The 1061-nt window shown below is 45.9% G+C and carries 1 protein-coding gene; it reads left to right on the forward strand.

Features of this window, described 5'->3' with window-relative positions; all coding sequences use genetic code 11:
- Positions 1-870, forward strand: an 870-nt coding sequence (gene tyrS / locus F6K20_RS39610; RefSeq protein ID WP_287298603.1) for a tyrosine--tRNA ligase, incomplete at its 5' end; no start/stop codon positions are given.
- Positions 871-1061 lie beyond the last annotated feature (191 nt).

The following is a 1061-nucleotide window of genomic DNA, read 5'->3' on the forward strand; positions in this document are numbered from 1 at the left end:
CGCCCTATTCTAGATTTTGATACCCCAGGACGGCTAGAAATTCGCTATAACTCTGAGTGGCTTAACCAGTTGGATTTGTCTGAGATTATTGAGTTGTTAGCCACTATGACCGTAGGGCAAATGCTGGCGAAGGAAGGGTTTGCTGAACGCTATCAACAACAAAATCCTATTTTCCTCCATGAGTTTCTCTACCCATTGATGCAGGGCTATGATTCTGTGGCAGTCAAGGCTGATGTGGAGTTAGGGGGAACTGACCAAAAGTTTAATATTGCCTTGGGACGGGATTTACAACGGCATTTTGGGCAATCTCCCCAGTTCGGCTTACTGCTGCCAATTTTGATTGGGACGGATGGGATACAGAAAATGTCTAAGTCTTTGGGGAATTATGTGGGCTTGTCAGATGATCCCCTGACCATGTACTCGAAGCTGGAGGGCACACCAGATCATCTATTGACGCAATATTTTGAGCTGTTGACTGATGTGCCATTGGATCAGCTTCCAGAACAGCCACGGGAGCAGCAAAAACAATTGGCTCTGACTATTGTGACCCAATATCACGGTGAAGCAGCGGCAAAAGAAGCTCAGCAGGCAGCACTAAACTTAGTAAAGGGTAGCACTACTGGTACGGGGGATTCTGTGCCAAAATTTTCATTGTCTTCTGTGGACTTTCCCGCTAAGTTGTTCTATATCCTTAAAGAATCCGGTTTGTGCCAAAGTAGTGGCGAAGGCAGGCGACAGATTCAAGGGGGAGGTGTTAAGTTGGATGGCGATCGCATTTCAGCGGTTGACCAGACCTTTGATTCCCCTGATCAATTGGTGGGAAAGGTTTTGCAGGTGGGGAAAAAGAAGTTTGCCCGTTTAGTTAGTTGAAGGTATCAATGAAGGTTAGAAGGTTAGAAGGTTAGAAGGTTAGAAGGTTAGAAGGTTGAAGGTTGAAGGTTAGGAGGTTGAAGGTTAGGAGGTTGAAGGTTGAAGGTTAGGAGGTTGAAGGTTGAAGGTTAGGAGGTTAGGAGGTTGAAGGTTGAAGATCGGATTATTGTTCCTTTGGATGTGCCGAGCAA

The sequence above is a fragment of the Moorena sp. SIO2C4 genome, from assembly GCF_010672485.1.
Classification (GTDB): Bacteria; Cyanobacteriota; Cyanobacteriia; order Cyanobacteriales; family Coleofasciculaceae; genus Moorena; species Moorena producens.